At 68.8% G+C, this 26,500-nt stretch carries 26 protein-coding genes; 16 read left to right on the top strand and 10 right to left on the bottom strand.

Going from position 1 to position 26,500, the window contains the following annotated elements; genetic code table 11:
- Positions 1-30: 30 nt before the first annotated feature.
- A complete protein-coding gene (rlmN, locus tag IC63_RS05025; RefSeq protein ID WP_052041890.1) occupies positions 31-1,251 on the top strand; it encodes a 23S rRNA (adenine(2503)-C(2))-methyltransferase RlmN in 1,221 nt (406 codons plus the stop codon).
- A 72-nt stretch (positions 1,252-1,323) separates the two neighbouring features.
- Here rlmN and IC63_RS05020 read toward each other — a convergent pair whose 3' ends face one another.
- The gene (locus IC63_RS05020; RefSeq protein ID WP_036717498.1) at positions 1,324-2,424 is read right to left on the bottom strand and encodes an NAD(P)/FAD-dependent oxidoreductase; all 1,101 of its coding nucleotides are present in this window, start codon (positions 2,422-2,424) and stop codon (positions 1,324-1,326) included.
- Positions 2,425-2,491: 67 nt separating this feature from the next.
- Positions 2,492-3,079, bottom strand: coding sequence for a translation initiation factor IF-3 (gene infC / locus IC63_RS05015; RefSeq protein ID WP_232222515.1), 588 nt, complete (start codon positions 3,077-3,079; stop codon positions 2,492-2,494).
- A gap of 130 nt (positions 3,080-3,209) precedes the next feature.
- On the opposite strand from infC, the gene IC63_RS16900 reads away from it, so the two are divergent.
- Both IC63_RS16900 and IC63_RS05005 read left to right on the top strand, forming a co-directional pair.
- Positions 3,210-3,884 carry a hypothetical protein gene (locus IC63_RS16900; RefSeq protein ID WP_084115509.1) on the top strand — a complete coding sequence of 225 codons (675 nt, stop codon included), beginning with the start codon at positions 3,210-3,212 and terminating at the stop codon, positions 3,882-3,884.
- Positions 3,885-4,006: 122 nt separating this feature from the next.
- On the top strand, positions 4,007-4,867 hold the full coding sequence (locus IC63_RS05005; RefSeq protein ID WP_036717600.1) for a glycosyltransferase family 2 protein: 861 nt from the start codon (positions 4,007-4,009) through the stop codon (positions 4,865-4,867).
- Positions 4,868-5,000: 133 nt separating this feature from the next.
- Here the strand turns inward: IC63_RS05005 and gdhA are convergent, their stop codons facing one another.
- Entirely contained in the window at positions 5,001-6,356 is a 1,356-nt protein-coding gene (gene gdhA / locus IC63_RS05000) for an NADP-specific glutamate dehydrogenase (protein ID WP_036717497.1), read from the bottom strand.
- Between the two features lie 193 nt (positions 6,357-6,549).
- Between gdhA and fabA the strand changes: the two genes are divergently transcribed.
- The 5 genes from fabA to IC63_RS04975 all read left to right on the top strand — a co-directional run bounded on the left by fabA (position 6,550) and on the right by IC63_RS04975 (position 10,918).
- Positions 6,550-7,059, top strand: coding sequence for a bifunctional 3-hydroxydecanoyl-ACP dehydratase/trans-2-decenoyl-ACP isomerase (fabA, locus tag IC63_RS04995; protein ID WP_036717495.1), 510 nt, complete (start codon positions 6,550-6,552; stop codon positions 7,057-7,059).
- An 11-nt stretch (positions 7,060-7,070) separates the two neighbouring features.
- Complete coding sequence (gene fabB, locus IC63_RS04990) at positions 7,071-8,300, top strand: beta-ketoacyl-ACP synthase I (RefSeq protein WP_036717493.1); 1,230 nt, start codon at positions 7,071-7,073, stop codon at positions 8,298-8,300.
- Between the two features lie 21 nt (positions 8,301-8,321).
- Positions 8,322-9,110, top strand: a complete 789-nt coding sequence (locus tag IC63_RS04985) for an enoyl-ACP reductase FabI (protein ID WP_036717491.1) — start codon at positions 8,322-8,324, stop codon at positions 9,108-9,110.
- Between the two features lie 93 nt (positions 9,111-9,203).
- A complete protein-coding gene (locus tag IC63_RS16895; protein WP_052041889.1) occupies positions 9,204-10,025 on the top strand; it encodes a universal stress protein in 822 nt (273 codons plus the stop codon).
- Positions 10,026-10,084: 59 nt separating this feature from the next.
- Complete coding sequence (locus IC63_RS04975) at positions 10,085-10,918, top strand: alpha/beta fold hydrolase (RefSeq protein ID WP_036717489.1); 834 nt, start codon at positions 10,085-10,087, stop codon at positions 10,916-10,918.
- A gap of 122 nt (positions 10,919-11,040) precedes the next feature.
- Here IC63_RS04975 and IC63_RS17335 read toward each other — a convergent pair whose 3' ends face one another.
- Positions 11,041-12,027 carry a toll/interleukin-1 receptor domain-containing protein gene (locus tag IC63_RS17335; protein WP_198026257.1) on the bottom strand — a complete coding sequence of 329 codons (987 nt, stop codon included), beginning with the start codon at positions 12,025-12,027 and terminating at the stop codon, positions 11,041-11,043.
- The gene (gene thyX / locus IC63_RS04970) at positions 12,024-12,944 is read right to left on the bottom strand and encodes an FAD-dependent thymidylate synthase (RefSeq protein WP_036717488.1); all 921 of its coding nucleotides are present in this window, start codon (positions 12,942-12,944) and stop codon (positions 12,024-12,026) included. Before thyX ends, IC63_RS17335 begins: the two co-directional genes overlap by 4 nt.
- A 151-nt stretch (positions 12,945-13,095) precedes the next feature.
- Here thyX and IC63_RS04965 point away from each other — a divergent pair, with 151 nt between their 5' ends.
- Complete coding sequence (locus IC63_RS04965; protein WP_036717485.1) at positions 13,096-13,524, top strand: VOC family protein; 429 nt, start codon at positions 13,096-13,098, stop codon at positions 13,522-13,524.
- A gap of 308 nt (positions 13,525-13,832) precedes the next feature.
- On the opposite strand, the gene IC63_RS04960 is transcribed toward IC63_RS04965, so the two are convergent.
- A complete protein-coding gene (locus IC63_RS04960; RefSeq protein ID WP_084115513.1) occupies positions 13,833-14,357 on the bottom strand; it encodes a MarR family winged helix-turn-helix transcriptional regulator in 525 nt (174 codons plus the stop codon).
- 60 nt (positions 14,358-14,417) lie between these two features.
- Entirely contained in the window at positions 14,418-14,708 is a 291-nt protein-coding gene (locus IC63_RS04955) for a succinate dehydrogenase assembly factor 2 (RefSeq protein WP_036717483.1), read from the bottom strand.
- Positions 14,709-14,783: 75 nt separating this feature from the next.
- Here IC63_RS04955 and IC63_RS04950 point away from each other — a divergent pair, with 75 nt between their 5' ends.
- From IC63_RS04950 to IC63_RS04940, 3 genes are all read left to right on the top strand, one after another.
- The gene (locus IC63_RS04950) at positions 14,784-15,986 is read left to right on the top strand and encodes a pyridoxal phosphate-dependent aminotransferase (protein WP_036717480.1); all 1,203 of its coding nucleotides are present in this window, start codon (positions 14,784-14,786) and stop codon (positions 15,984-15,986) included.
- Positions 15,987-16,069: 83 nt separating this feature from the next.
- Positions 16,070-16,453, top strand: a complete 384-nt coding sequence (locus tag IC63_RS04945) for a host attachment family protein (protein WP_036717478.1) — start codon at positions 16,070-16,072, stop codon at positions 16,451-16,453.
- 53 nt (positions 16,454-16,506) lie between these two features.
- Positions 16,507-18,045 (top strand): phospholipase D family protein, encoded by a 1,539-nt coding sequence (locus IC63_RS04940; protein ID WP_036717476.1) that lies wholly within the window; start codon positions 16,507-16,509, stop codon positions 18,043-18,045.
- A 36-nt stretch (positions 18,046-18,081) separates the two neighbouring features.
- Here the strand turns inward: IC63_RS04940 and IC63_RS04935 are convergent, their stop codons facing one another.
- Complete coding sequence (locus IC63_RS04935) at positions 18,082-20,211, bottom strand: malate synthase G (protein WP_036717474.1); 2,130 nt, start codon at positions 20,209-20,211, stop codon at positions 18,082-18,084.
- A 109-nt stretch (positions 20,212-20,320) separates the two neighbouring features.
- On the opposite strand from IC63_RS04935, the gene IC63_RS04930 reads away from it, so the two are divergent.
- Entirely contained in the window at positions 20,321-21,097 is a 777-nt protein-coding gene (locus IC63_RS04930) for an IclR family transcriptional regulator (RefSeq protein WP_052041888.1), read from the top strand.
- A 3-nt stretch (positions 21,098-21,100) separates the two neighbouring features.
- On the opposite strand, the gene recQ is transcribed toward IC63_RS04930, so the two are convergent.
- Both recQ and IC63_RS04920 read right to left on the bottom strand, forming a co-directional pair.
- On the bottom strand, positions 21,101-23,128 hold the full coding sequence (gene recQ / locus IC63_RS04925; protein WP_036717469.1) for a DNA helicase RecQ: 2,028 nt from the start codon (positions 23,126-23,128) through the stop codon (positions 21,101-21,103).
- Positions 23,128-23,421 carry a YggT family protein gene (locus IC63_RS04920; RefSeq protein WP_036717466.1) on the bottom strand — a complete coding sequence of 98 codons (294 nt, stop codon included), beginning with the start codon at positions 23,419-23,421 and terminating at the stop codon, positions 23,128-23,130. The genes recQ and IC63_RS04920 overlap by 1 nt, the downstream gene beginning before the upstream one ends.
- 194 nt (positions 23,422-23,615) lie before the next feature.
- On the opposite strand from IC63_RS04920, the gene IC63_RS04915 reads away from it, so the two are divergent.
- The 3 genes from IC63_RS04915 to mepA are packed head-to-tail and all read left to right on the top strand — an operon-like array spanning position 23,616 to position 26,446.
- Positions 23,616-24,191 carry an acyl-CoA thioesterase gene (locus IC63_RS04915; protein WP_036717462.1) on the top strand — a complete coding sequence of 192 codons (576 nt, stop codon included), beginning with the start codon at positions 23,616-23,618 and terminating at the stop codon, positions 24,189-24,191.
- A gap of 42 nt (positions 24,192-24,233) precedes the next feature.
- Positions 24,234-25,592, top strand: a complete 1,359-nt coding sequence (locus tag IC63_RS04910) for an MFS transporter (RefSeq protein ID WP_036717460.1) — start codon at positions 24,234-24,236, stop codon at positions 25,590-25,592.
- Complete coding sequence (mepA, locus tag IC63_RS04905) at positions 25,559-26,446, top strand: penicillin-insensitive murein endopeptidase (RefSeq protein ID WP_052041887.1); 888 nt, start codon at positions 25,559-25,561, stop codon at positions 26,444-26,446. The genes IC63_RS04910 and mepA overlap by 34 nt, the downstream gene beginning before the upstream one ends.
- Positions 26,447-26,500: the final 54 nt, after the last annotated feature.

Genomic DNA, 26,500 nt, shown 5'->3' with positions numbered 1-26,500 from the left:
GATTTTTCCGAACCGACGGATCCTGCACCGATGACCTCGCACCCGACCATCCCCCCTGTCGCCGCGCCCGGCGGCCTTGCGGGCGCGCCCATCACGCAGGACGTGGTGACGATCCCGCGCCGGATGGAACCGGCCTTGCGGATCAACATCGTCGGGCTGACCCGCGACCAGCTGCGCGACGCGCTGATCGCGGCCGGCACGCCGGAGCGTCAGGCCAGGATGCGGGTCGGCCAGATCTGGCAGTGGGTCTATCACTGGGGAGTGCGCGACTTTACGGCCATGACCAACCTTGCCAAGGACTATCGCGCCTTTCTGGCCGAGCGGTTCGAGATCGCCGTCCCCGAGGTCGTCACCCGCCAGGTCAGCGAGGACGGCACCCGCAAATACCTGCTGCGCATCGCCGGCGGGCACGAGGTCGAGACGGTCTACATCCCCGAGGACAACCGCGGCACGCTGTGCGTCAGCTCTCAGGTCGGCTGCACGCTGACCTGTTCCTTCTGCCACACCGGCACGCAGAAGCTGGTCCGCAACCTGACCGCCGGGGAAATCGTCGGGCAGCTGATGGTCGCCCGCGACGATCTGGGCGAATGGCCCGAACCCGGCGCGCCCAAGGATGAGACGCGGCTGGTGTCGAACCTCGTGCTGATGGGGATGGGCGAGCCGCTCTACAACTTCGACAACGTCCGCGACGCGATGCGGGTGGTGATGGACGGCGAGGGGCTGTCGCTGTCGCGCCGGCGGATCACGCTCTCGACCTCGGGCGTGGTGCCCGAGATCGCGCGCACGGCCGAAGAGATCGGCTGCCTGCTCGCGGTCAGCTTCCACGCCACCACCGACGCGGTGCGCGACCGGCTGGTGCCGATCAACAAGCGCTGGAACATCGACGAGCTGCTGGGCGCCCTGCGCGACTATCCTCGGCTGTCGAACAGCGAGCGGATCACCTTCGAATACGTCATGCTCGACGGGGTGAACGACAGCGACGACGATGCGCGCCGCCTGATCCGGCTGATTCGCGGCATCCCGGCAAAGATCAACCTGATCCCCTTCAACGAATGGCCCGGCGCGCCCTATCGCCGGTCGTCGTGGGACCGGATCGAGGCCTTCGCCGACATCATCTACAAGGCCGGTTACGCCTCGCCGATCCGCACCCCGCGGGGCGAGGACATCATGGCCGCCTGCGGGCAGCTGAAATCAGCGACCGAGCGGGGGCGCAAGTCCGCCGCTCAGGTGGCGGCCGAGGCGGGGCTGTAGCGCTGCCACGGGGGTTTCACACCCTCATGAACGCATGCGTTCATCCCGTGGGATATTTCTGCAAAGAAGAAGCTAGCCCAGCAGGTCGGCGACGGTCTCTGCGATCGCCAGCGAGGCGGTGAGGCCGGGGCTTTCGATGCCGAACAGGTTGACGAGGCCGGGGACGCCGTGGCGGTCGGGGCCGTCGATGCGGAAATCGGCGGCGGGCTCGCCCGGGCCGCTGATCTTGGGGCGAATGCCGCAATAGGTCGGGGCGAGCGCATCGGCGGGCAGGCCGGGCCAGTAGCGGCGGATCTCGGTTTCGAAATGGGCGCGGCGGGTCGGGTTCACGCGGTAGTCGATGGCGTCGATCCATTCGACATCCGGCCCGAAGCGCATCGCCCCACCCAGGTCGAGCGTCAGGTGGACGCCGAGGCCGCCGGGTTCCGCGACCGGGTAGATCAGCCGCGAGAACACCGCCCGGCCCGGCGCGGCGTAATAGCTGCCGCGGGCATAGCGGATCTGCGGGACGTGGGCCGGGCCCAGCCCCTCGATGCGGGCGGCGACCTCCGAGGCCCACAGACCGGCGGCGTTGACCACCCGGTCGGCGGCCAGGGCGAAGTCTTCGCTGCCCGAGCGGGTGTGGACGACGAAGCCCCGCGCCTCGGGGGTGACGCCGGTAACCTCGGTCCCCAGCGCCAGCAGCGCCCCGGCTTCTTCGGCATCGGCCAGCAGCGCCGCCATCAGCGCGTGGCTGTCCACGATGCCGGTGTCGGGCGACATCAGCGCCGCGTGGCAGGCCAGCGCCGGTTCCAGCGCCTGCGCTTCTGCAGCCGTCAGCGGCTGCAGCGCCACGCCATTCGCGGCCGCCTGCGCGCGGATCGCGTCCAGCGTCGCTACCTGCGCGGCCGAGGTCGCCACGATCAGCTTGCCGCAGCGCCGGTGCGGCACGTCCCGCGCCGCGGCGTAGTCACACAGCATCCGGCGCCCCGCGACGCACAGCCGCGCCTTGAGGCTGTCCTGCGGGTAATAGATCCCGGCGTGGATCACCTCGGAATTGCGCGAACTGGTCTCGGTGCCGATGGCGGCGGCGCGTTCCAGGATCACCAATTCGACCCCGCGCAGGGCCAGCGCGCGCGCCGCGGCCAAGCCGACGACCCCCGCGCCGATCACGATGCAGCCGACCCTGTCCATCCCGCCCCCCGATGTGCAAGCGGCCCGCCGATCCGGCAGGCCGCGTCGTCCGTCAGATGCCCTGCACTCAGCGCGGGGCGATCATCATCACCATCTGCCGGCCTTCCAGCTTGGGCATCGATTCGACCTTGCCGGCCTCGCCCACGTCGTCGCGGACGCGGTTCAGCAGTTCCACGCCCAGCTGCTGGTGGGCCATCTCGCGGCCGCGAAAGCGCAGGGTGATCTTGACCTTGTCGCCCTCTTCCAGGAACTTCAGCACCGAGCGCATCTTGACGTCGTAATCATGGGTATCGGTCCCGGGACGGAACTTGATTTCCTTGATCTCGATGATCTTCTGCTTCTTGCGGGCCTCGGCCTCGCGCTTTTGCTGTTCGTACTTGAACTTGCCCAGGTCCATGATCTTGCAGACCGGCGGCACGGCGTTGGGCGAAATCTCGACCAGGTCCAGGCCCGCCTCTTCGGCCAGGGCCATGCCGCGCGCGGGGGTGACGACCCCGATGTTTTCCCCCTCGGCGCCGATCAGGCGGATTTCGGGGACGCGGATGCGGTCATTGGTGCGGGGGCCGGTGTCGCGGGTGGGCGGAGCGTTGTGCGGTCTGCGAGCTATTTTCGTGGTCCTTCGATGGTTGGGGAATCCAGCGTTGAAATAGTCCACTCCGGGCTCGTTTTCAACTGCCGATCGGTGCGCCGCCGCCGGCCCCGGGCGGCTTTTCGGCCGCGCCAAGCTGTGCGATAGGGGGCGCGCGCGCCCGACCTGCCGGGCCGCATCCAGACCGGAGCCCGCCATGTCGCGTCTTGCCACCCTGATTCTCGTCATCGCCCTGCTGCTGGGCGGGTTCTGGCTGTGGAGTTCGCGCGACGTGATCGCGCCGGGGGCGTTGGCGCCGACCGCCACGGCGCCGGCGCCGGCCCCGGTCCCGGCCGAGACTGCACCCACCGCCGAACCCGCAGCCCAGGCCGCGGCCGACGCCGCCGGAACCGCCGCGGATGCTGCGGCCGACGCGGCCGTCATCGCCGCCGATCAGGCCGCCGAGGCCGCCAGCACCACCACCGCCGACCCCGCCGCGCCGGTCAGCGACGCCGCGGCCCAGGCCCAGGCCGCCGCCGAAACCGCCATCGAGGCCGCCGACAGTGCCGCCGATGCCGCCTCGGAAGCGGCGGCCGGGGCCGCGGCGGGCGACGCGGGCGATGCCGCCGCCGCCTCGCGGCAGGCAGGCAGCGCCGCGCAGACGGCGGCCGAGGCCACCCGCGAGGCGGCCAGCGCCGCCCGGTCCGCCGAGGAAATCGACCGCCTGCTGACGCCCGAGGGCTTTGACGCCGCCGCCGTCGAGGCGCTGATCCGCGACAGCAACCTCGACCCCGCGCAGCAGCAGTCGCTGTCGGCCATCGTCAAGGCCGCCGCCAGCAGCCCGGCCATGCTGGGCAGCGCCCTGGAACAGGTGCGGGCGGTGCTCAAGTGACCGAGCCCGCGCCCTCGATCCGGCCCGACCCCGCCGATCCCGAAGGGCTGATCGAGCCCGAGACGACGACGCCGGCCCCCGTCACCGCCGCGCCCCCGGCCCGGCCGGCGGCCCCGGTCGCGCTGGAGAGTTTCCTGAACGCGCCGACCGACCAGCTGGCCCGCGGGCCGATCGCGGTGATCCTGATCGAGGACCAGGTCGAGATCGCCTCGACGCTGGCCCACCACCTGCAGGCGGGGTTCAAGCGCATTCTCGCCCTGTCGCCCGAACCGCTGGGCCCGTCGCAGATGCCGCTTGACCCCAAGGGCGTGATCCTGAACCTGCTGTTCGACGCCCGCCGGCCGGGGGCGCATGTCCATGCCGTCAACGCGGTGATCGACAAGGCGCCGCCCGACAGCTGGCTGTATTACGGCTATAACGCCGAATATCTGTTCTATCCCTTCTCGGAATCCCGCACCGTGGGCGAGATGCTGGCCTTTCATGCCGAGGAACGCCGGCGCGCCCTGCTGACCTATGTGGTCGACCTGTACGCGCCCGACCTGGACCGGCACCCCACCGCGGTCAGCGTCGGCGAGGCGATGTTTGACCGCACCGGCTATTACGCGCTGGGGCGGCCGGACCGCCAGGGCGGCTGGAAGGAACGGCAGCTGGATTTCTTCGGCGGCCTGCGCTGGCGGTTCGAGGAGCACCTGCCCCCCGACCGCCGCCGCATCGACCGGATCGCGCTGTTCCGGACCGAACCGGGCCTGCGGCTGCTGGCCGATCACCGCCTGTCGGTCGAGGAGATGAACACCTATTCCTGCCCCTGGCACAACAACCTGACGGCGGCGGTGGCCTCGTTCCGGGTCGCCAAGGCGCTGGCCCGCAACCCCGGATCGCGGGCGCAGATCCGCGGCTTTACCTGGCGCGGATCGCACCCGTTCCGCTGGAACTCGCACCAGCTGATGGAACTGGGGCTGATGGAGCCCGGCCAGTGGTTCTGAGCCGAGGCGGCACGGCCGGTCCTTCGGCAAGGCGGTGACGCCTCCGGCGGGGATATTTGAGCAAAGAAGAAGAAGCCGCGCATGAAAAAGGCCGGCCCCGCGCAGGGCCGGCCCTCTCACTGCGGGGCAGCGCTCAGATGACGCCCAGCGCCCGCATCGCCTCGGCCACCCGGACGAAGCCCGCGATATTGGCGCCCAGCACATAGTCGCCCGGGGCGCCGTATTCCTCGGCGGTCCGGGCGCAGACATCGTGGATGTTGGTCATGATGTCGTCCAGCCGGTCCACCGTCTGCTCGAACGTCCAGCTGTCGCGCGAGGCGTTCTGCTGCATTTCCAGCGCCGAGGTGGCGACCCCGCCCGCATTCGCGGCCTTGCCAGGGGCATACAGCACGTCGGCTCGCTGGAAGGCGGCGATCGCCTCGGGGGTGCAGGGCATGTTGGCGCCCTCGGCCACCACCCGGACGCCGTTCCTGATCAGCGTCGCCGCCTGCTTACCGTTCAGCTCGTTCTGTGTCGCGCAGGGCAGCGCGATCTCGCACGGGACGTCCCAGATCGAGCCCTTGCCCGCCTCGATGAAATAGGTCCCGGTGCCCTTGATCCGGTGGTATTCGGAAATCCGGCCGCGGCGGTTTTCCTTGATCTCGCGCACCAGGTCGAGGTCCAGCCCGTTTTCATCGACGACATAACCGCCGCTGTCCGAACAGGCCACGACCTTGGCGCCGTAGTGCTGGAGCTTCTGGATGGCGAAGGTGGCGACGTTGCCCGATCCGGATACGACGGCGGTTTTGCCCTCGAAGCCCTCGCCGCAGGCATCCAGCATCGAGCGGACGAAGAAGACCGTGCCATAGCCCGTGGCCTCGGGCCGCGCCCGGCTGCCGCCATAGGACAGGCCCTTGCCGGTAAGCACCCCGGCCTCGTAGCGGTTGGTCAGGCGCTTGTACTGGCCGAACATATAGCCGATCTCGCGCCCGCCCACGCCGATGTCGCCGGCCGGGACGTCGGTATATTCGCCGATATGGCGATACAGTTCCGTCATGAAGGACTGGCAGAAGCGCATCACCTCGCCGTCCGACCGGCCCTTGGGGTCAAAGTCGGACCCCCCCTTGCCGCCACCGATCGGCATCGTCGTCAGCGCGTTCTTAAAGGTCTGCTCGAAGCCCAGGAACTTGATGATCCCCACGTTGACCGAGGGGTGAAAGCGGATGCCGCCCTTGTAGGGGCCAAGCGCCGAGTTGAACTGGACCCGGAAGCCGCGGTTGATCCGCACCCGGTTCTGGTCGTCCACCCACGGCACCCGGAAGATGATCTGCCGCTCGGGTTCGCAGATGCGCTCGATCAGCCCTTCATCAAGGAATTGCGGGTGCTTGGCGACGACGCGGCCCAGGCTTTCCATCACCTCGATGACGGCCTGGTGGAACTCCGGCTCGCCCGCGTTGCGCTGCTTGACCGTCTCGAGAATGGGTTCGAGCTTTTCGTCGATCCGTGCCACTGCGTGTTTCCTTGCCTCTGTGTCCAGATTTTGATCAATAGCGATCACGGACGGTGGCGCAACGCCGCAATTCGCACGCCCGCCCGCGCGGCCCGGCCGCCTGCCGCTGCCCTTGCAGGCTTCGGCGCCGGGATGTTACAGCGAGACGCGATGACAGCCGGCCGTCGGCCGGGCCAGGAACGGGGCAGACACGATGGCGATGGAACAGACCAGCTTCACCCGCGACGATCTGCTGGCCTGCGCGCGCGGCGAGCTGTTCGGCCCCGGCAACGCCCAGCTGCCCGAGCCGCCGATGCTGATGATGGACCGCATCACCGACATTTCCGAAGACCGCGGCCTGCACGGCAAGGGCCATGTCGTCGCGGAATTCGACATCACGCCCGACCTGTGGTTCTTCGCCTGCCACTTCCCCGGCAACCCGATCATGCCGGGCTGCCTGGGCCTGGACGGGCTGTGGCAGCTGACCGGCTTCAACCTCGGCTGGCGGGGCTGGCAGGGGCGCGGCTATGCGCTGGGGGTGGGCGAGGTCAAGCTGACCGGGATGGTCCGCCCGGACCGCAGGATGCTGACCTACAAGGTCGATTTCACCAAGGCCGTGCAGACCCGCCGGCTGACGATGGGCGTCGCCGACGGCATCGTCGAGGCCGATGGCGAGGTCATCTATCAGGTCAAGGACATGAAAGTCGCTCTCTCCGAGAGCTGAGGGGAGGTCAGATGCGCCGCGTCGTCATCACCGGGCTGGGGATCATCTCGCCCATCGGCAACAACGCCGACGAAGTCACCCGATCGCTGCGCGACGGCCGGTCGGGCATCGTGTTTGCGCCGGAATACGCCGAACACGGCTTCCGCAGCCAGATCCACGGCATGCCGCAGATCGTGCTGGAAGACCATATCGACAAGCGCGACCTGCGCTTCATGGGGCCGGGCGCGGCCTACAACTTCCTCGCCATGCAGCAGGCGGTGGCCGATAGCGGGCTGGAACCGGACGACGTGTCGAACCCGCGCACCGGGCTCATCATGGGGTCGGGCGGGCCGTCCACCTCGAACTTCTTCCAGGCTCACCAGATCGTCATCGAGAAGGGCGCGCCCAAGCGGATGGGGCCGTTCATGGTGACGCGCTGCATGAGCAGCACGAACTCGGCCTGCCTCGCCACGCCGTTCGCGATCAAGGGGGTGAACTATTCGATCACCTCGGCCTGTTCGACCAGCGCCCATTGCATCGGCAACGGGGTCGAGCAGATCCAGATGGGCAAGCAGGACATCGTCTTCGCCGGCGGCGGCGAGGAACTGGACTGGACGCTGTCCTGCCTCTTCGACGCGATGGGCGCGATGTCGTCGAAATACAACGACACGCCCGAGACCGCCTCGCGCCCCTTCGACGCCACCCGCGACGGTTTTGTCATCGCCGGCGGCGCCGGGGTGGTGGTGCTGGAAGAACTGTCCCACGCGCTGGCCCGCGGGGCCAGGATCTATGCCGAGGTCACCGGCTATGGCGCGACCTCGGACGGCTATGACATGGTCGCGCCCTCGGGCGAGGGCGGCGAGCGGTCGATGCGGCTGGCGCTGGCGACCCTGCCCGAGGGGCGGCGGATCACCTATGTGAACGCCCACGGCACCTCGACCCCCGCCGGCGACGTCACCGAGATCAAGGCCCTGCGCCGGGTGTTCGGTGAGGGGAACGTGCCCAAGACCTCGTCCACCAAGTCGCTGACCGGCCACAGCCTCGGCGCCACCGGGGTGCACGAGGCGATCTATTCGCTGCTGATGATGCAGAACGGCTTCATCGCCGCCTCGGCCAACATCACCCAGCTGGACCCCGAGATCCGCCCCGAGGAAATCGCCCTGCAGCGCATCGACGGGGTCGACTTCGACAGCGTGCTGTCGAACAGCTTCGGCTTTGGCGGCACCAACGCGACCCTGGTGATGTCCCGCTACCGCGACTGATTTCATTACAAGGTTTTCGACATGGCCGGATTGCTGAACGGGAAACGCGCGCTGGTCATGGGGGTCGCGAACGACCGCTCGATCGCCTGGGGGATCGCGCAGGCGCTGGCCGGCCAGGGGGCGGAACTCGCCTTCACCTATCAGGGCGAAGCCTTCGGCAAGCGGGTCGAGCCGCTGGCGGCCTCGGTCGGGTCGGACCTGCTGGTGGACGTGGACGTGACCGACGACGCCTCGCTGGACGCGGCGTTTGCCACGCTGGCGGATCGCTGGGGGCGGATCGACATCCTCGTCCACGCCATCGCGTTTTCCAACAAGGACGAACTGACCGGGCGCTTCGTCAACACCAGCCGGGCCAACTTCAAGCAATCGCTGGACATTTCATGCTATTCGCTGATCGAGGTCGCCCGCCGGGCGCTGCCCCTGATGGCGCCGGGCAGCAGCATCCTGACCCTGACCTATGGCGGGTCGAACCGGGTGACGCCGTTCTACAACGTCATGGGCGTGGCCAAGGCGGCGCTGGAATCGACGGTGCGCTATCTGGCCAACGACCTCGGCCCCGACGGCATCCGGGTCAACGCGATCAGCCCCGGCCCGATGAAGACTCTGGCCGGCGCGGCGATCGGCGGCGCCCGCAAGACCTATCGCCATACCGAGGCGAACGCCCCCCTGCGCGCCAACGCCACGCTCGAGGCGATCGGCGGCACGGCGGTGTGGCTCGCGTCCGACTGGGGCGCCTGCACGACGGGCGAGGTGGTGATGGTCGACGGCGGCTATCACGTGCTGGGCATGCCGCAGTCCGAAAACATCTGACCCGCGAACCATCTGCCCCGCCCCGAAGACAGGGCGATTGCAGCGGCGCCGCAACTGCCCGATAGTCGGCCCGATCCTACCCACGGGGGCGCCATGACGATCCGCAGCATCCTGACCAGCTATACCGGCTCTGGCGGCGGGGCCGCGGCGCTCCACATGGCGCTGCTGGTGGCGCGGAAATACGACGCCCACCTGACCGCCGCCCTGTGGCAGCCCCCGAACCCGCTGCGCGCCCGCGCCGGCGCCTTCATGACCCGCGAGATCGACCGCGTGCTGGACCAGGCCGAGGCCGAGTTCGCCGCCAGCCGCCGCGCCGCCTTCGAGCAGGCGGTCGCACAGGCGGGCCTGGCCGGGCAGGCCGACTTCGTCGTGCTCGACGCCCGGGGCGGCGGGATCTCGGAAGCCGCGCGGGGCCACGACATCGTCATCCTGGGCGCACCGACCGACCGCGACCGCACGGCCGAGTTCTCGACCCGCCCCGACGTGGTGGCGCTGCGCTCGGGCCGGCCGGTGCTGATCGTGCCGCAGGGCTATGCCGAGCCCGCGATCCGCGAAACCGCGGTCGTCGCCTGGGACGGCAAGCGCGCCGCCGCCCGCGCGCTGGGGGACGCGATGCACATCCTCGGCACCAAGGACAAGGTCACCCTGCTGGGCGTCGGCAACGACCTGCCCGCCCAGTTCGGCCAGGACGCGCTGCGGCTGCTGGCCCGCCACGGGATCGAGGCCGACCTGGTCACCCGCCCCGCCCCCGCCCGCGGCGCCGGCGCCGCGATCCTCGACGCCTGCACCGAGCTGGGTGCGGGCCTGCTGATCATGGGCGCCTACGAGCACAGCAAGTTTTCCGAGGACCTGCTGGGCGGCGCCACCCGCGACATCCTGTCCGACGCACGCCTGCCGGTGCTGATGTCGCACTAGCCGCCCGCGTCACCTTTCCGCACCAGCACGCGTTGACGCACAGCACGAGAGGTTTGCCGATGACCGTCCAGTTCTTCACCGCCGCCGACGGCACCCGCCTCGCCTATCGGGATCAGGGCGAGGGCCTGCCGGTGCTGTGCCTGGCCGGGCTGACCCGCAGCATGGACGATTTCGACTATCTCGCGCCGGCGCTGGCCGATTGCCGGATGATCCGCATGGACTATCGCGGCCGCGGCCAGTCGGCCTGGACCGGCGCCGCGACCTATACCGTCCCGCAGGAAGGCGCCGACGCGCTGGCCCTGCTGGACCATCTGGGGATCGCGCGCGCGGCGATCTTCGGCACCTCGCGCGGCGGGCTGATCGCGATGTATCTGGCGGCGACGGCGCGCGACCGGCTGCTGGGCGTGTGCCTGAACGACGTGGGCCCGGCGCTGTCGGTCGAGGGGCTGACGGCGATCATGGACTATGTCGGCCGCCGACCCTCGGCCCGGACGCTGGACGAGGTCGCCGCCCGCCTGCCCCAGACCCTGCGCGGGTTCGGCGCCGTCCCCGAGGGCCGCTGGCAGGCCGAGGCCGCGCGCCTGTTCCGCCAGACCGCGGACGGGGTCGAGCTGACCTATGACCCGACCCTGCGCGACAGCTTCCTTGCCGCGATGAAGGACCCCACGGCCACCGCCTGGCCGCTGTTCGACGCGCTGGAGGGGCTGCCCCTGGCCCTGATCCACGGCGCCGGCTCGGACCTGCTGTCCGACGAGACGGTCGCCGAGATGCGCCGCCGCCGGCCGGACATGATCTATGGGAAGGTCCCCGGACGGGGGCATATCCCGTGGCTGGACGAGCCGGAGGCGGTGGCGGTGGTCAGGGCGTGGGTGGAGGGGGTGACGGCTACGTAGGGTGCGTACTGCGCCGAAACGCTCTACCAGCGTGCGGAGCCCCGCCATAGGTCTGCTAATGAAGTGGAACTATGTCATGGAGCAGCCACCATCGTTACGAAAGGCTTTGTTAAACCAAGATATTAGCCCTCCAAATCACGCGGGAGCCGATCTTCGAACACCAATTCGAACAGACCTTCCTGGTTCAAACTGGCTACTAAACCCGGCATAGGCCGTAGAGGAGAAATGGTGGACGTGAATTTCCCCTTGAAGCGCCGCCCTTCTAGCCAGCCCTCTCCCACCATTTGAGATAGTATTGGAAAGTCTATCGGTAAAATGATATTTCGCCCAGTTGCGACGTCAGGGATTGGAGTGCCTTGTGGCAGAGTTATACGTTGTGCGTGGGTTAGCTTAGTAGGCCGCGCAGGATCTGCAGAAATCTCATTCCCTTCCAACTGGATATCATAAACGCCTGTTCCCAGCATGTCATTAACATGCTGAACTTGTGCAAGCGGCGCCGCAACCGTAACTTGGCCTAATATCCGGCCATCATCTTCTCGCCTACACCAACCACCTGAGATCCTGTGTTCCATTCCTTGCCAGATTTCAGGAGCGCTTTGCATATGCACATATCGCAAATACCCGGAAACAATTGCGACCTCTGGCGCAATACAGGGGGCTAGAGGCGCGCGATGATCAACAACAGGATTCTCGACCCCCATAGCCGCCAGTAGATGGATTATGCCATGAGGCCAGTTACGAATATCTACGAATTGAAGGTCACTTAGCAGCTCGCCGCCGCCTATTCTTCGATCAGGAATAGGAGAATCGTCCAAACGAACCCCTAAAAACCATGCCTTATTGGTCGATCTTTGGCGGATCTCTTCCACTGCGACAGTCAACTCTTCATGGGCGTACGATTTATCTCGGGTTTCACGCTCCTTCGAATGAAGGCTAATGAAGTACATGCCGCCACGAATTGCGCGCTCGATCGCATCCTTCCACCGAACGCCAGGAGTTAGCTTGTCGCGATCAAGCCAAACAGTGACGCCGTTTTTTTCCAGTACCTTCTTCAGATAGTCAGCTTGTGCTGAATTTTCACGTACGTAAGAAATAAACGCGTTAGTCACCCCCACACCCCCTCAAACTCCCGCCACTCGCCCTTGCTCATGCCTGAGCTCTCCTGCGTCACCGCCTCCCCGGCTAGGCGGCGCCGCAGAACCGCCACCCCCTTCGCCGACAGCACCGCGCCGCCCAGGCGGTAGTCCTCGAAGGCGGCATAGGCGAGCGGGACCCAGTCGCGGACGATCTGGCACATCGTCTCGGCATAGACGCGGATCTCGTATTGCGCGTGGGCGTCGGCACGCAGGCGCAGGAAGTGGAACAGGTTATGCAGGTCGGTCTTCCAATACCACTGGGTATAGATGTTCGCCGGCAGATTCATTCGCGCCAGCTCGCGCGCGAGGCCCTGCTGGGGCGAGCCGTCGGCCTGCGTCTGCGACAGCATCGCCTCGTAATGGTCATAGGCGCGGGTCGCGTCGTCCTTGAGGATGTCCAGCACCCGCTGCGCCTCGTCCCCCTCCAGCAGCGCGCCGCGGCCCTGGTTGTTCACCGTCGATTGCGCGGCCAGCTGCTCAGGCGCGGGGATGTAGAACTCGCGGTCGAGGATCGAATAGCGGGCCGAGTATTCGTTCACGTTGGCGGTGCGGTGGCGGATCCACTGGCGGGCGACGAAGACCGGCAGCTTGACGTGGAACTTGATCTCGCACATCTCGAACGGCGTCGAGTGCCAGTGCCGCATCAGATAGCGGATCAACCCCTCGTCGTTGCTGACCGCCCTGGTGCCGCGGCCATAGCTGACTCGCGCCGCCTGCACGATGGCGGCGTCGTCGCCCATATAGTCGATGACCCGGATCAACCCGTGATCCAGCACCGGGTAAGCACTGTGCAGATGCGCCTCGATCCCCGGGGAGACGGCGCGCAGCGTGGGCCGGGGGGTGCTGCGGGCTTCGTCGATCTCGGCTTGCTGGTCGGGGGTCAGGCTCATGGGGTGACTCGCTGAAAAATTCCTACCCATTGTGGCCGAATAGGGTTTCTCCCACAAGACTTGCGACCGCCGCGGGGGCGGCCGGGGCGGTATGGCGGCGCCGGGCGGGACGTGCCAGAATGGCGCCCGAACTGTCAGGAAGGGCTGAGCCATGAAGGTCAAATATCTGCACACGATGGTGCGCGTCGCCGATCTGGATGCGACGATGCGGTTCTTTTCGCTGCTCGGCCTGCGCGAGACGGGGCGGATCGACAACGACAAGGGGCGGTTCAGCCTGATCTTCATGGCGGCGCCCGGCGACGAGGCGGCGCCGGTCGAGCTGACCTTCAACTGGGACGGCGACGAGGGCCTGCCCTCGGACAGCCGCCATTTCGGGCATCTCGCCTATGAGGTCGAGGACATCTACGCGATGTGCCAGCACCTTATGGACAACGGCGTGACGATCAACCGCCCGCCCCGCGACGGGCACATGGCCTTTGTCCGCAGCCCCGACAACGTCTCGGTCGAGCTGTTGCAGGCCGGCGAGCGGCTGCCGCCGCAGGAACCCTGGGCCAGCATGGAGAACACCGGCCACTGGTGACGTGCGACGGCACTGGGTGGGCTGCGGCGCCAGGCGAGATGCGCGAGGCGCGGCGCTCGCCGCGCAAGTCAGCGCGGTGCAAGGCGCGGTGGGGTGGGGCGCTAACAAGGCTTAGCGGCCGGGGTAAGCTGGCGCCGCTTTCTGACGCAAGCAGGCCGCGACATCGCGACCCGCGGGCTCCCCGGGGACGCCGCTTCGACCACCGAATTGCGCCCGCATCCGGCGCCGCGTCTCGGCCCCGCACAGCGCCACACGTCCGCATCCGGCGCCGCTCGTGCCCTCCGAATGGCGTCGGCCCGCCGTCCGCGTCAGTAGATATACCGGATCTGCTCAGCCCAGTAGCGTTCCACCCGCCGCCACTGCATGTTGACCTGCGCCAGCGCCGGATCGTCCAGCACCCCCGACGCCTGCAGCCCCGCCGCGTGGCGCGCGAACATCTGCCCGATGATCTCCCGCACCGCCTCGCCGCTTGCGGTCAGCCGGACCCGCACCGAGCGGCGGTCGTTTTCGCAGCGCTGGTGATGGACATAGCCCATCTGCACCAGCTTCTTGAGGTTGTAGCTGACGTTCGACCCCTGATACATGCCGCGCGAGCGCAATTCGCCCGCCGTCACCTCGGCATCGCCGAGGTTATAGACCAGCAGCGCCTGCACCGGCGTCAGTTCGCCCTGCCCCAGCCGTTCGAATTCGTCCTTGATGAGATCCAGCATCAGCCGGTGCAGCCGGTCGAGAATCTGCAGGCTTTCCAGGTAGGTGCCAAGGATATCGGGCAGCTCGCCATCGGCGGGGATGGCGATCGGGCCGGCGTGGCGCAAGAGTGCAAGTCGGGTCATCGGGGTCATCCGCATGAGCATCTGTTCACGCGAGGCTGACCCAAAAACCCCAAGATTCGGTTAAGCGCCGCGGATTTCCCTCAGCCGGCCCGCCGAATGTGCCGCGATCCGGTCCAGCATCGCCGCGTGACCCTCGGGCCCGGCGCGGTCGCCGCGCAGCCGGGCGGTGACCCACGGATACAGGTCCTGGTCGTTTTCCTCGAGCAGCCGCTCATAGGCGTCCAGTGCCGGGGCATCCAGTACGGCCAGCTCGCTGTCGGCGAAGGGCCCGAGGATCAGGTCCATCTCGCGCGTGCCGCGCCGCCAGCTTCGCATCCGCAGCCGCTTCAGCCGCGCCTCGTGGTCGTCCATCACACCCTCCGCCGCGCCTTGCAGCGCCTGGACTGCGCGCCTACACCCGCAGGGAACCCATGCCGGAGCGCGCCGATGAGCTTTCTGTCCGAGACGCTGTCCCGCGTCAAACCCTCGCCCACCATCGCGATGACCAACCTCGCGCGCGAGCTGGCCGCCGAAGGCCGCGACATCATCAGCCTGTCGGCCGGAGAGCCCGACTTCGACACCCCCGCCCATATCCGCGAGGCCGCCAAGGCCGCCATCGACGCGGGCCAGACGCGCTATACGGCGGTGGACGGCATCCCGCAGCTGAAGCAGGCGATCTGCGACAAGTTCGCCCGCGACAACGGCCTGGACTATATCCCCGCGCAGATCACCGTCGGCACCGGCGGCAAGCAGGTGCTGTACAACGCGCTGATGGCGACGCTGAACCCCGGCGACGAGGTCATCATCCCGGCCCCCTACTGGGTCAGCTATCCCGACATGGTGGCGCTGGCCGGCGGCACCCCTGTGGTCATCGAGGCCGGGATCGAGGCCGGTTATCGGATCTCGGCCGATCGGCTCGAGGCGGCGATCACGCCCCGGACGAAATGGGTGATCCTCAATTCGCCGTCGAACCCGACCGGGGCCGGCTACGGCGAAAGCCACATGCGGGCGCTGACCGACGTGCTGATGCGGCATCCTCAGGTCTGGATCATGTCGGACGACATGTATGAACATCTCGTCTTCGACGATTTCCGCTTCGTCACCCCGGCGCAGGTGGAACCTGGGCTGAAGGACCGGACCCTGACCGTGAACGGGGTCAGCAAGGCCTATGCGATGACCGGCTGGCGGATCGGCTATGCCGGCGGGCCGGTCGAGCTGATCCGGGCGATGGGGACGATCCAGTCGCAATCGACCTCGAACCCCTGCTCGGTCAGCCAGCATGCCGCCGTGGCCGCGCTGACCGGTCCGCAGGACTACATCGCCGAAAGCCGGGCGGTGTTCCAGCGCCGCCGCGATCTGGTCGTCTCGGGGCTGAACCAGTGCGAGGGGATCGACTGCCCGACGCCCGAGGGCGCCTTCTACGTCTATCCCTCGATCGCCGGGCTGATCGGCCGCCGCACCCCCGGCGGGGTCGAGATCACCGACGACCGGACCTTCGCGATGGAGCTGCTGAACGCCACCGGAGTCGCCGTGGTCTTCGGCGAGGCGTTCGGGCTCGCGCCCCATTTCCGCATCAGCTACGCCGCCTCGGACGCGCAGCTGATCGACGCGATCGACCGCATCCGCGGCTTTTGCGGCACGCTGCGCTAGCCGCGACGCCGCCGTCGTCACGGCGGCCGGAACCGACTCGGCAAGGCAGCGTTCCCTGTCCGAGTACGCTGAAAGGACAGGAAATGCTTTCGCATAACGCGCTCGTCGTCGTCGCCGATGGTCATCAGGCCGTGCTGTTTCGCAACACCGCGAAACAGGGCATCGAGCTTGAGGAAAAGGAACGTCTCAGCCCCAAGCACCTGCAGGACGAAAGCCAGGGCAAGCAGCCCGAGGAAACCACGCCCAAGGACGAGGACGAGGCGACCTTCGCCAAGCAGCTCGCGGAGCGGCTGAACCGCATGGTGCTGCAGAACAAGGTGGACGAGCTTGCGATCATCGCCGACCCGACCACGCTGGGCACGATGCGCAAGCATTACCACAAGATGCTGGAAAAGGCGCTGGTCAAGGAACTGGCCAAGACGCTGACCACCGCCTCGGGCGAGGACATCGGCAAGGCGCTGAGCTGACCGCGCGGCGCTGGCCCTGATCGGCCGGGGCCCGCCTTTTCGCGGGGTTGACCATGATAAACTGGGTCCTGGTCATCCTCGCCCTGATCCCCATCATCCTTCTGCTGCTGCGCGTGGTCTATCGCCCGCCGTCCCTGGACGGGGGCAGCGTGTCGCAGTCGGTGCCGATCAGCGACGCCACCGCCATCGGCCGGGCGGTGCTGGACCAGGCGCGCGGCCGGGACCATGACAGCGGCATCGTGGCGCTGCATGGTGGGCTCGACGCCTTTGGCGCCCGCCTCGCGTTGATCCGCGGCGCCGAGCAGGCGCTGGACGTGCAATATTACATCTGGCAGCGCGACCTGACCGGGATGGTGCTGCTGGACGAATTGCGCCAGGCCGCCGAGCGCGGAGTGAGGATCCGGCTACTGCTGGACGACAACGGCATCGCCGGGCTTGACGACGATCTGGCGGTACTGAACGCCATGCCGACGGTCGAGGTGCGGCTGTTCAACCCCTTCATCCTGCGCCATCCCAAGTCGCTGGGCTATGCCTTCGACTTCGTGCGCCTGAACCGGCGGATGCACAACAAGGCGCTGATCGCCGATGGCGCCGCCACCATCCTCGGCGGACGCAATATCGGCGACGTCTATTTCTCGTATGGCGCCGGGCCGCATTACCTCGATACCGACGTGCTGGCCGTGGGGCGGGTGGCGGCGGATGCGGCGGCGGAATTCGACCGCTACTGGGCCTGCCGTTCGGCCTATCCGGCCGAACGCATCCTGCGCGCGCCGACTGGCCGGGGCCGCATGCAGGCCGATCTGGACCTGGCCCTGCAGGACGCAACGGCGCTGGAATACCGCCAGGTGGTCGATACGCGGCCCTTCGTCAAGGACATGGTGAACGGCGAACTCGGGCTCGACTGGGTGCCGGTCACCCTGCTCAGCGACGATCCCGCAAAGGGGCTGGGCCGGGCGCGCAATCGCGACCTGATGTTCGCGCAGCTGATGCGGCTGATCGCCAGCCCGGACCGCAGCGTCGACATCGTCTCGGCCTATTTCGTGCCCGGCCGACGCTTTACCCAGCGGCTGGTGCGGCTGGCGGGCGAGGGCAAGCGCGTCCGCATCCTGACCAACTCGCAAGAGGCGACCGACGTGCTGGTCGTCCACTCGGCCTATGTGAAATACCGCCCCGCCCTGATCGACGGCGGGGTCTCGCTGTACGAACTGCGCGCCACCCCGGCGATGCCGCCCGAGCCGCGGGTGCCCGGCACCTCGACCCGCGCCAGCCTGCATTCCAAGTCCGTGTCGGTGGATGGCCACCGGCTGTTCATCGGGTCGTTCAACTTCGACCCGCGCTCGGTCATGCTGAACACCGAGATGGGGGTGGTGATCGACAGCCCCCGGCTGGCGCAGGAAGTCAGCGGCGGCCTGGACGAGGTGCTGCCGCGGCTCAGCTATGGCCCGCGCCGCGACGCGCGCGGCCGCATCGTCTGGAACGAGCCGGCCGTCGCGGATGCCGAGACCGTCCACCGGACCGAGCACGGCACCAACATGGTGCAGCGGATCACCCTGTGGCTGCTGGGCCGGCTGCCGATCGAATGGATGCTGTGAACAGGGGGGCGGACCTGCCGCCCCCCTTTTCAGCCGTCAGCCGGCCTTGGCGGCGCGTCGGGCGGCGTGCAGCAGCGGCTCGGTATAGCCCGAGGGCTGCTCGGCGCCCTTCAGGATCAGGTCGCGCGCGGCGTTGAAGGCCGGGCCGTTCAGCGCTGGCGCCATCGGGGCGTAAGCCGGATCGCCGGCGTTCTGCTGGTCCACCTTGACCGCCATCCGGGCGAGCGAGTCCTCGACCTGCGCCTCGGTGATGACCCCGTGCCTGAGCCAGTTCGCCAAGTGCTGCGAGGAAATCCGCAGCGTCGCGCGGTCCTCCATCAGTGCCACGTCGTTGATGTCGGGGACCTTGGAACAGCCAACGCCCTGATCGACCCAGCGCACCACATAGCCCAGGATCGACTGGCACGAGTTGTCGATCTCATGCGCGATCTCGTCCGGCGACAGGTTGCGCCCGCCCAGCATCGGCGGCGTCAGCAGCGCGTCGCGGCTGGCCTTTTCGCGGCTGCGCAGGCTGTCCTGCACGCCGGGGACCGACACCTGATGATAATGCGTCGCGTGCAGCGTGGCGGCGGTGGGCGAGGGCACCCACGCCGTGTTGGCCCCGGCCTGCGGGTGGCCGATCTTGGCCTTGAGCATATCTGCCATGTCGTCGGGCTTGGCCCACATCCCCTTGCCGATCTGGCCCTTGCCGGCCAGCTGCACGGCCAGCCCGGTATCGACGTTCCCGGCCTCATAGGCCGCCAGCCACGGCTGGTCCTTCATCTGTTCCTTCGGAACGACCGGCCCCGCCTCCATCGAGGTGTGGATTTCGTCCCCGGTCCGGTCGAGGAAGCCGGTGTTGATGAACACCACCCGGTCCTTCACCGCGGCAAGGCAGGCGGCGAGGTTGGCCGAGGTGCGGCGTTCCTCGTCCATCACCCCCAGCTTGACGGTGTTTTCGGGCAGGCCGAGGATCTTTTCGACCCGCGCATACAGGTCGTTGGCAAAGGCGACCTCGTCGGGGCCATGCATCTTGGGCTTGACCACATAGACCGAGCCGGTGCGCGAGTTGCGCCCGCCGCCCTCGCCCAGGTCGTGCATCGCGGCAGCGACGGTCACCATCGCGTCCATGATGCCCTCGGGGGTTTCCTGCCCGTCCAGCAGCACCGCGTCGGTGGTCATCAGGTGGCCCACGTTGCGCACCAGCAGCACGGCGCGGCCGGGATGGGTGACCTCGCGCCCCTGCGGGTCGGTATAGGTGACGTCGGGGTTCAGCCGCCGGGTCATCTGGCGGCCGCCCTTGTCGAAGGTCTCGACCAGGTCGCCCTTCATCAGCCCCAGCCAGTTGCGATAGACGGCGACCTTGTCCTCGGCATCGACGGCGGCGACGCTGTCCTCGCAATCCTGGATCGCGGTCAGGGCGCTTTCCACCAGCACATCGGAGATGCCGGCCGGATCGACCTTGCCGATGGTCGAGCCGCGGTCGACCTTGATGCGCAGCAGCAGGCCGTTCACGCGCAGGAACACGTCCTCGTTCGTGGTGCCGGCGAACTGGGCCGGGTCCGTCAGCGCGGTCTCGCGGCCGCCAGCGGTCAGGGCCAGCTTGCCGTCGGCCACCTTCAGCGCGGTCACGTCGGCCCAGCCGGCGCCGTCCAGCGGCGTTACCCGGTCCAGATGCTCGCGCGCCCAGGCGATCACCTTGGCGCCCCGGGCGGCGTCATAGCCGCCCGCCGCCGGCTGGCCCGGAATCGCGTCGGTGCCATACAGCGCGTCATACAGCGACCCCCAGCGGGCGTTGGCCGCGTTCAGCGCAAAACGCGCATTCGACACCGGGACGACCAGCTGCGGCCCGGCGACCTGCGCCAGTTCGTCATCGACATTCGCCGTGCCCACGGTGAAGGCCGCCGGTTCGTCCACCAGATAGCCGATCTCGCGCAGGAAGGCCTGATAGGCGGCGCCGTCGTGGGGCTGGCCGCGGCGGGCGCGGTGCCAGTCGTCGATCTGGCGCTGCATCTCGTCGCGTGTGTCCAGCAGCGCGCGGTTGCGTGGGCCAAGGTCGCGCAGCAGGTCGGCATAGCCCTGCCAGAACTGGTCGGGCGTCACGCCGCCGGTCAGAACCTCGTTGTCCACCAGATCGGCCAGGGGTGCGGCCACCTGCAATCCGGCGCGGTCGACATACTGGGTCATCACTCGGTCCTCCGATGGTTTCCGACCCGATAGCAGGCGGCATCAGACAAAGGTGACAGCCGCCGGATTTTTTTCCATGATGCGGCAAGGAACGAGGGAGAATCCGGCAATGGCCGAAAAGGATGGCGTGCAGTCTGTGGTCCGGGCCCTGTCGCTGCTGCGGCTGATGGCGCAGGGCGAGGGGGGCGCGCGGCTGTCGGACCTGGCGCGGGCGGCGGGGCTGCCGGTCTCGACCGCGCACCGGCTGCTGACGACGCTGGAACAGCAGGGCTTCGCGCAGTTCCATCCCTCGGACTCGGCCTGGCATGTCGGGCGCGACGCGTTCTCGACCGGCATGGCCTATGGCCGCAGGCTCAGCTTCGTGGCCCCGGCCCTGCCGTTGCTGCGCCGGCTGCGCGACGCCACGCGCGAGACGGCGAACCTGGGGATTCTCGACGACGACCACCTGGTCACCGTCAGCCAGGTCGAAAGCCGCGAGATACGGCGCGCCCTGTCGCCCCCCGGCCGCAGGGTCCCGGTGTTTTCCTCGGCGATGGGCAAGGCGATCCTCGCCACCTGGCGCGACGAGGACGTGCTGGCGCTGGCCGAGCGCACCGGCCTGCCGCCGCTGACCTCGAAAAGCCTGCGCTCGCCCGAGGCGGCGATGGAGGACATCGCCCGCACCCGCGCCCGCGGCTGGGCGCTGGACGACGAGGAGTTCAACCTTGGGATGCGCTGCCTCGCCGCCGTGGTCTGGTCGCCGCAGGGCGAGGCTGCCTGCGCAATCTCGATTTCCGGCGCCGCTGGGCGGCTGCCCGCCGACCGGCTGGACCAGATGGGCGAGCGGGTCGCCCAGGCCGCGGCGCAGCTGACCGAGCTGCTGGGCGGCACGCCACCTGACGCCTGAGGCCTAGTCTTGGACAGCGATCTCGGCCGCGAACGCCGCGCCAAACCGTTCCAGCCGCGCCTCGTCCAGATAGCGGCCCAGATCCGCCGGCCGGTCCTCGGCGATCCGCCGCAGCGCCGAGGCGCTGAGCGACAGCGGCTTTTCCGTCCCGTCCGCCCCCCGCGCCAGATCGCGGGCCGCGTCCTGCAGCCGGTCATACAGATCGCCCGCCCGCCGCCCGGCCAGCGCCCGCCGCGCCGGGTGCATCGGCAGCGGCGCCTCTGAGACGATCACCGAGAGGAACTCGGCGCCATAGCTGTCCAGCTTCTTCGCTCCCACCCCGTTGATCCGGGCCAGCTGATCCAGAGTCTGCGGCCGCGCCTGCGCCATCTCGATCAGGGTACGGTCGGGGAAGATCACATAGGCCGGCACCCGCTGCGCCTCGGCCAGCGCCCGGCGCTTGGCCTTGAGCGCCGACAGCAGCGGCGCGTCCTCGTCATCGACCTGGGTGCGCACCACCGTCGCCGGGCGGGCGCGGGCGATGAGGTCGCGGCGCAGCGTGATGTTTTCCCCGCCGCGCAGCACGGGGTGGGCGGCGGCGGTGATCCGCAGCCCGCCGTGGCGTTCCGGGTCGGGGCGGATCAGGTCGCGCCCCAGCATCTGGCGCAGGATCGCCTGCCATTGCGGGCGCGGCGTGTCCTTGCCGACGCCGAAGGTCGGCAGCCGGTCATGGCCGCGCTGGGTGACCTTGTCGGTCGCCGTGCCCGTCAGCACGTCGATGATGTGGCCCTGCCCGAACCACTCGCCCGTCCGCAGTATCGCCGACAGCGCCATGCGGACCGGCTGGGTGGCGTCGAACGTCTCGGGCGGGGTGTCGCACAGGTCGCAGTTGCCGCAGGGCTCGGCCGTCTCGCCGAAATAGGCCAGCAGGTGCTGGCGCCGGCAGGCGGTCGCCTCGGCCAGTCCCAGCAGCGCGTTCAGCCGCGCGTGGTCGGCCTCCTTGCGGTCGGCGGGGGCAAGCCCCTCGTCGACCTGCGACCGGCGCAGGCGGATGTCGTCGGGACCGTAGAGTGTCAGCGTCTCGGCCGGGGCGCCGTCGCGGCCGGCGCGGCCGATTTCCTGATAGTAGGATTCGATCGACTTGGGCAGGTCGGCATGGGCGACCCAGCGGATGTCGGGCTTGTCGATGCCCATGCCGAAGGCGACCGTGGCGGTGACGACCAGCCCGTCCTCGCGCTGGAACCGCGCCTCGACGGCGCGGCGGGCCTCGGCCTCCATGCCGCCGTGATAGGCGACGGCGGGGATGCCGGCGGCGTTCAGCGCGGCCTGGAGCGTTTCGGTTTTGGCGCGGGTGGCGCAATAGATGATGCCGGACTGGCCGCGGCGGGCGGCGGCGTAATCCATGATCTGCCGGCGCGGCCCGTCCTTGGGCTGGAAGGCGAGATGGATGTTCGGCCGGTCGAAGCCGCGCAGGAAGCTTTGCGGGGCGCGCCCGTCGAACAGCCGCGCCACGATATCGTCACGGGTCTCGGCATCGGCGGTGGCGGTGAAGGCCGCCAGCGGCACGCCCAGCGCGCGGCGCAACTCGCCCACCCGCAGATAGTCGGGGCGGAAATCATGGCCCCACTGGCTGACGCAATGCGCCTCGTCCACCGCGATGGCGGTGACGCCGGCGCGTTTCAGCAGCGGCACGGTCGCGCCCGAGGCGAGCCGTTCCGGCGCCATGTAGAGGATCTTGAGCGTCCCCTCACGCAGCCCGTCCAGCACCGCGTCGGTTTCCGCGTCGGTATTGCCCGAGGTCAGCGCCCCGGCCGCCACCCCCGCCTCGCGCAGGGACCGCACCTGATCGCGCATCAGCGCGATCAGCGGCGAGATCACCACGGTCACGCCGTCCCGCATCAGCGCCGGCAGTTGATAGCATAGCGACTTGCCGCCGCCGGTGGGCATGATCGCCAGCACGTCGCGGCCACCGGCCACCGCCTCGACGATCTCGCCCTGGCCCGGGCGGAAGCCGTCGAAGCCCCAGACCTCGCGCAGAAGGTCGGCGGGCATCAGTAGCCCAGGAAGAACCCGGCGTTGTTCACCAGCGCCCGCTGCAGGATGATGATGCCGATGAACACCACCAGCGGCGCCAGGTCGATGCCGCCGAGATCGGGCAGGATGCTGCGGATCGGGCGATACAGCGGCTCGAGCAGCCGGTTCAGCCCGTCCCAAACCTGCGCGACCAGCGGCTGGCGCAGGTTCAGCACCTGGAAGTTGATGAGCCACGACATGATGATATGCGCGATCATGATGAACCACAGGATGTCGAGGATCAGCATCAGCGCCTGAAACAGCGTGGTCATGTCGGGTTTCTCCGGGGTCCGCGTCCGGTGGTTGAGGTAGGGGATGCGGGCCGCCCATGCAAGCCGGGGGCTTCGCGCCCCCGGACCCCCGCGGGATATTTACGGACAGAAGATGGCGTGCCACCTGCCGCGGGGTCCGGGTTGACGGCCGGACGGGGCGCCGATACCGCCGCAGAAAGCTGAAGGGAGCCGCCATGTATCCGCTGATCCGCTTTGCCCGCGAGGTCATGGCCGCGCGCCGCGCGCCGCATCTGCCGCCGCTGGGCGCCCATGTCTCGACCCACCGCGTCTGGCCCTGGGACCTCGATCCGTGGTGGGAGCTGAACAACGGCCGGACGCTGACGCTGTATGATCTGGGGCGCATCCCGATGGCGATCCGGCTGGGCATCACCGACACGCTGAGGGACAAGGGCTGGGGCTTTACCGTCGCCGGCAACAGCGTGCGGTATCGCAAGCGCATCCAGCTGTTCCACCGCTTCACCCAGGTCAGCCGGACGCTGGGCTGGGACGACCGCTTCGTCTACATGGAGCAGTCGATGTGGATCGAGCGCGAATGCGCCAATCACATGCTGCTGCGCGTGGCCATCGTCGGCGGCGGCCGCAAGGGGATCGTGCCGCCCTCCGAGTTCATGGCCGCGCTGGGTCACCACGGCCCCGCGCCCGAGCTGCCCGGCTGGGTCCGCGCCTGGATCGAGGCCGACGCCCAGCGTCCCTGGCCGCCGGTGCTGCCCGAAGGCGTCACCCCGCGCACGGACGACTTGCCAGCCTGACCCGGTTCCGGCCTTATGCCGGCGTCAGCGCAGGGGACCGCCATGAACCGCAAACGCATCTGGGGCTGGTGGTTCTATGACTGGGCCAGCCAGCCCTATGCGACGCTGCTGCTGACCTTCATCTTCTCGATCTATTTCGCCGAGGTGGCCAAGCACCGCTTTGCCATGCTGGGCGCCGATACGGTCCAGGCCGGCGCGCAGGCGCAGGCGCTTTGGGGCTGGGGGCTGTCCGTCACCGGCGTCATCATCGCGCTGCTGGCGCCGGTTCTGGGCGCGGTCGCGGATTCCACCGGCCGGCGGATGCCGTGGATCTGGCTGTTCTCGGCGCTGTATGTCGCGGGCGCCGCCGGCTTGTGGGTGCTGGCCCCCGACGGCGCCGCGCTGATCCCGGCGCTGGTCTTCTTCGGCCTCGGCCTGATCGGGATGGAGTTCACCGCGATCTTCACCAACGCGCTGATGCCGACCCTGACCTCGCGCGAGGACATGGGGCGCGTTTCGGGCTCGGGCTATGCCTTCGGCTATGTCGGGGGCGTGCTGTCGCTGGTCGTCATGCTGGCGCTGTTCGCCGAAAGCGCCACCACCGGGCTGACCCTGCTGGGCCAGCCGCCGGCGCTGGGGCTGGACGCCGCGGCGCGCGAGGGGACGCGCTTCGTCGGGCCGTTCACGGCGATCTGGTATGCGGTCTTCATGGTCCCGTTCTTCCTGTGGGTGCGCGAGCCCCGCGGCCCGTCGCGCCCGGTTCGCCCGGGGGCGGCGCTGCGCGATCTGGGCGCGCTGGTGGCCAGCCTGCGGCACCGGCGCTCGCTGGCCGCATGGCTGCTGTCGTCGATGTTCTCGCGCGATGCGCTGAACGCGCTCTACAGCTTTGGCGGGGTCTATGCGGCGACGGTGCTGGGCTGGCCGGTGATCTGGTCGGGGATCTTCGGCGTGGTCAGCGCGGTCTCGGCCGCGATCATCTGCTGGCTGGGCGGCCGGGCGGACCGCGCACATGGGCCAAAGCCGGTCATCGTCACCTGCACGCTGGCGCTGATCGCCGTCTGCGCCGTGGTGATTGGGATGAGCCGCGAGCAGTTCATGGGCCTCCCGCTGGCCCACGGCTCGCGCATCCCCGACGCGATCTTCTTTGCCTGCGGGGTGGCGATCGGCGGCGCCGGCGGGATGCTGCAGGCCGCCAGCCGCACACTGATGGTCCGCCACACCACCGCCGAACGAGCGACCGAGGCCTTCGGCCTATACGCCCTGTCCGGCAAGGCGACGGCGTTCCTCGCCCCCTTCCTGATCGCCACCGTCACCGCCGCCACCGGAAGCCAGCGCATCGGCATATCGCCGCTGATCGTGATGTTCCTTCTGTCGCTGGCGCTGCTAAGATGGGTCAAACCAGAGGGAGAACCCGGGCAGTGATCCGCAACCTGAAAACCATCCTCGCCGCCGCGGCGATGGCCGTGCTGGCGATTCCGGCGGCGGCCGATACGCTGGCCAAGGACGTCTTCGGCGCCTTCCGCAGCTCGAATGGCGGGCCGGCGGCGGCCTTTGGCGGCTATTCGCGCGGCTGCGCCTCGGGCAACATCCAGCTGCCCGAAACCGGCCCGACCTGGCAGGCGATGCGGCTGTCGCGGAACCGCAACTGGGGCAACCCGCAGCTGGTCGATTTCCTGATCGGCCTGTCGCAGCAGGCCACCCGCTATGGCTGGGCGGGGCTGTATATCGGCGACATGAGCCAGCCGCTGGGCGGGCCGATGACCTCGGGGCATGCGAGCCACCAGATCGGGCTGGACGCCGACATCTGGATGCTGCCGCCCGCGTCCCTGCGGCTGTCCCCGGCGCAGCGGGAAAAGCTGTCCTCGCAGTCGGTCGTCGCCAAGGGCGGCGTCGCGCCCAGCCGGCTGTGGTCGGCCTCGCACCACGCGATCATCCGCGCGGCGGCCTCGGACCCGCGCGTGGCGCGGATCTTCGTCGATCCGGTCGCCAAGGTGATGATGTGCAACGAGGAACGCGGCAACCGCGCCTATCTGCGCAAGATCCGTCCGATCAACAACCACGACTATCATTTCCACGTCCGCCTCGCCTGCACCAACCAGGGCTGCGAGAACCAGGCCGCGCCCCCGCCCGGCGATGGCTGCGCCGAGGCCGAACAGTGGATCCGCAACCGCATCAACCCGCCGCCGCAGCCGCCGGGCGACCCCGATTACCGCCACCCCCGCAGCTTCCGGCTGAGTGAGATGCCCCGCACATGTCAGGCCCTGGTCGCGCGCTGATCGCCGCGGCGGCCCTTGCCATTCTGGCAGCCGGGCCGGCCCCGGCCCCCGCCC

This window comes from Paracoccus sphaerophysae, from assembly GCF_000763805.1.
Lineage (GTDB): Bacteria > Pseudomonadota > Alphaproteobacteria > Rhodobacterales > Rhodobacteraceae > Paracoccus > Paracoccus sphaerophysae.
Note: the sequence above shows the minus strand (reverse complement) of the source record. Positions and strands in the feature narration are given on the sequence as shown.

Excerpts from the sequence above, each read along its gene's own strand:
- rlmN (WP_052041890.1), top strand. The coding sequence starts at position 31 with ATGACCTCGCACCCGACCATCCCCCCTGTCGCCGCGCCCGGCGGCCTT.
- IC63_RS05020 (WP_036717498.1), bottom strand. The coding sequence starts at position 2,424 with ATGGACAGGGTCGGCTGCATCGTGATCGGCGCGGGGGTCGTCGGCTTG.
- IC63_RS16900 (WP_084115509.1), top strand. The coding sequence starts at position 3,210 with ATGTCGCGTCTTGCCACCCTGATTCTCGTCATCGCCCTGCTGCTGGGC.
- fabA (WP_036717495.1), top strand. The coding sequence starts at position 6,550 with ATGGCGATGGAACAGACCAGCTTCACCCGCGACGATCTGCTGGCCTGC.
- fabB (WP_036717493.1), top strand. The coding sequence starts at position 7,071 with ATGCGCCGCGTCGTCATCACCGGGCTGGGGATCATCTCGCCCATCGGC.
- IC63_RS04985 (WP_036717491.1), top strand. The coding sequence starts at position 8,322 with ATGGCCGGATTGCTGAACGGGAAACGCGCGCTGGTCATGGGGGTCGCG.
- IC63_RS16895 (WP_052041889.1), top strand. The coding sequence starts at position 9,204 with ATGACGATCCGCAGCATCCTGACCAGCTATACCGGCTCTGGCGGCGGG.
- IC63_RS04975 (WP_036717489.1), top strand. The coding sequence starts at position 10,085 with ATGACCGTCCAGTTCTTCACCGCCGCCGACGGCACCCGCCTCGCCTAT.
- thyX (WP_036717488.1), bottom strand. The coding sequence starts at position 12,944 with ATGAGCCTGACCCCCGACCAGCAAGCCGAGATCGACGAAGCCCGCAGC.
- IC63_RS04965 (WP_036717485.1), top strand. The coding sequence starts at position 13,096 with ATGAAGGTCAAATATCTGCACACGATGGTGCGCGTCGCCGATCTGGAT.
- IC63_RS04960 (WP_084115513.1), bottom strand. The coding sequence starts at position 14,357 with ATGACCCGACTTGCACTCTTGCGCCACGCCGGCCCGATCGCCATCCCC.
- IC63_RS04955 (WP_036717483.1), bottom strand. The coding sequence starts at position 14,708 with ATGGACGACCACGAGGCGCGGCTGAAGCGGCTGCGGATGCGAAGCTGG.
- IC63_RS04950 (WP_036717480.1), top strand. The coding sequence starts at position 14,784 with ATGAGCTTTCTGTCCGAGACGCTGTCCCGCGTCAAACCCTCGCCCACC.
- IC63_RS04945 (WP_036717478.1), top strand. The coding sequence starts at position 16,070 with ATGCTTTCGCATAACGCGCTCGTCGTCGTCGCCGATGGTCATCAGGCC.
- IC63_RS04940 (WP_036717476.1), top strand. The coding sequence starts at position 16,507 with ATGATAAACTGGGTCCTGGTCATCCTCGCCCTGATCCCCATCATCCTT.
- IC63_RS04935 (WP_036717474.1), bottom strand. The coding sequence starts at position 20,211 with ATGACCCAGTATGTCGACCGCGCCGGATTGCAGGTGGCCGCACCCCTG.
- IC63_RS04930 (WP_052041888.1), top strand. The coding sequence starts at position 20,321 with ATGGCCGAAAAGGATGGCGTGCAGTCTGTGGTCCGGGCCCTGTCGCTG.
- recQ (WP_036717469.1), bottom strand. The coding sequence starts at position 23,128 with ATGCCCGCCGACCTTCTGCGCGAGGTCTGGGGCTTCGACGGCTTCCGC.
- IC63_RS04920 (WP_036717466.1), bottom strand. The coding sequence starts at position 23,421 with ATGACCACGCTGTTTCAGGCGCTGATGCTGATCCTCGACATCCTGTGG.
- IC63_RS04915 (WP_036717462.1), top strand. The coding sequence starts at position 23,616 with ATGTATCCGCTGATCCGCTTTGCCCGCGAGGTCATGGCCGCGCGCCGC.
- IC63_RS04910 (WP_036717460.1), top strand. The coding sequence starts at position 24,234 with ATGAACCGCAAACGCATCTGGGGCTGGTGGTTCTATGACTGGGCCAGC.
- mepA (WP_052041887.1), top strand. The coding sequence starts at position 25,559 with ATGGGTCAAACCAGAGGGAGAACCCGGGCAGTGATCCGCAACCTGAAA.